The sequence below is a fragment of the Bacteroides sp. An269 genome (assembly GCF_002159755.1).
Lineage (GTDB): Bacteria > Bacteroidota > Bacteroidia > Bacteroidales > Bacteroidaceae > Phocaeicola > Phocaeicola intestinalis.
The window spans coordinates 1-1677 of the sequence record NZ_NFJG01000221.1 but is presented as its reverse complement, the minus strand read 5'-3'; the positions used below and the strand labels follow the sequence as shown (position 1 = coordinate 1677).

2 protein-coding genes and 1 pseudogene are annotated in these 1677 nt (G+C 41.9%); all 3 read right to left on the bottom strand.

The features are described 5' to 3' along the window. Positions 1–219: 219 nt before the first annotated feature. Positions 220–465, bottom strand: a complete 246-nt coding sequence (locus B5F71_RS19380; RefSeq protein ID WP_241148667.1) for a hypothetical protein — start codon at positions 463–465, stop codon at positions 220–222. Beyond that, positions 462–1190: a hypothetical protein gene (locus B5F71_RS19375; RefSeq protein ID WP_087213614.1), complete on the bottom strand. Its 729-nt coding sequence runs from the start codon at positions 1188–1190 to the stop codon at positions 462–464. Before B5F71_RS19375 ends, B5F71_RS19380 begins: the two co-directional genes overlap by 4 nt. A gap of 212 nt (positions 1191–1402) precedes the next feature. Further along, positions 1403–1677, bottom strand: a pseudogene (locus B5F71_RS19370) (TetR/AcrR family transcriptional regulator C-terminal ligand-binding domain-containing protein); the annotation flags it as partial.

The window sequence follows — 1677 nt, the reverse complement described above, 5'->3', positions numbered from 1 at the left end:
TCTGTTTTCTTACCAATCGAAACTAACCATTTTATGTAGCGGTTGTCCCATTTCAAGAGGCTTAGCCAATACAAAGGGTTTAGCATCCTCCAACAAAGGATGAACAGCAGCTTATAAGTGCAGTAATAATTTATATTGTAATATTTCTCCAATAACTTTAGCATGATTTTGATGGCTAAGTAGGTTGGTGAAGAATAGCATTCAACTATTGTTAGTTAGTTACTTAATGACTTCAATGTCTTGAATAGGTATATAACCAAAAGGAGCATTGAAAATAGAATTTACTCTGCACCAACCATTTGTTAATGCACTTATGACAACAGGCATTCCAAATCGGACTGCTACGCCATCTTCACCTTTGGTAGTTTTTTCTCCATTAGGTAAAGAATAAATGTGGGTGCTGCATAATGGTTCAGCAAGGAACGGCTTGCCGTTACCTTGCGTTGTTAGCTGTATTTTAGTCAAAAGTCATGTAACACAAACAGACTTTTAACAAGATAATTTTCTACTGTCCATACGGCATAATATCCACCTGCACCGTCACTGTTCTGTGTGCTGATGAACAGAGTGTTTCCATTACCCAATGCTACGACAACATTGTTTTGGTTCGGTTCGTATAGATGCGTTATATATGCTGTTGGAAATTCCAATATCCCGGCAGGGTACTTGACGGTGATAAATTCATATTCTTTATTTGGAATATTATTATCTATACCTATTAAATCAGAACAACCGTCAATGCTCCGAACAAAACCTGTGTCCAAATCATAAACAATGGAGTGTCGTTGGAGATTAAAATCTCGGAAACCTATTTCTACGGTTAATGTGTCGTTGGCATATACAAGATAATTATCCGTACTTTGCGGCTGTTTCTTTAACTGTGGCAAATCTGGTAAATAACAGATGCGGCTTTTATGGATTTCTCCTATATGGGTATTTCCATTCGGATAAGTTTTGGTTATACCCGTTTCGGCTCCATATTCTACGCTATGCCATTTTTTATGGTTCTTTTGTGCATCCCAATCGACAAACACATGATTATCCAATAATTTGTCTATTACTGTTCCATTTGTGTCACGTACATTTGTATATCCGTCCGCATCCTGAATGACACCGAAGAAACGCTGTTGTTGTGCTTGTATAGGCAAACAAAACAGAAATGCCAGTATGTAGAAAATAATCATTTTCATGCTTATATTACAGCTAATTTGTTTATAAATACACCTGTCAGGCATCGGACATTCCACTAACCCACGCCATGCAGGGCGTATATCCTAACCTTACATGCCCCCAAAGGTACGAAAAGAATCGAAGAAACAAACCGAATGGTTTGGAAAAGTTGCGAAAGAATTTTCGGGAGGGAGGAAAAGGATGCCGGAGGGCATAAAAAAGCCTGAACGGGTCAGGCTTTAATCAGCGAATAGATGAAGCGGAGCTTGCGGGAGAGTTCCCCCGTGTCCAGCCCGGAGAGGAAAGCCTGCTCGAAGGACAAGCCGTAGAACACCTCGCGGAACATGGCGACGGTTTCCTCCGTGTCCACCTCCGTGCGGATTTCGCCCGCCGACTTTGCCCGCTCGATGATGTCGCGCCACAGCTTCCGGTCTTTCTCGAACAGGGCGGCGAACTTCGCCCCGGCATCGGGGTAATACTGCCGCACTTGCATCAGCAGGTGGAAGT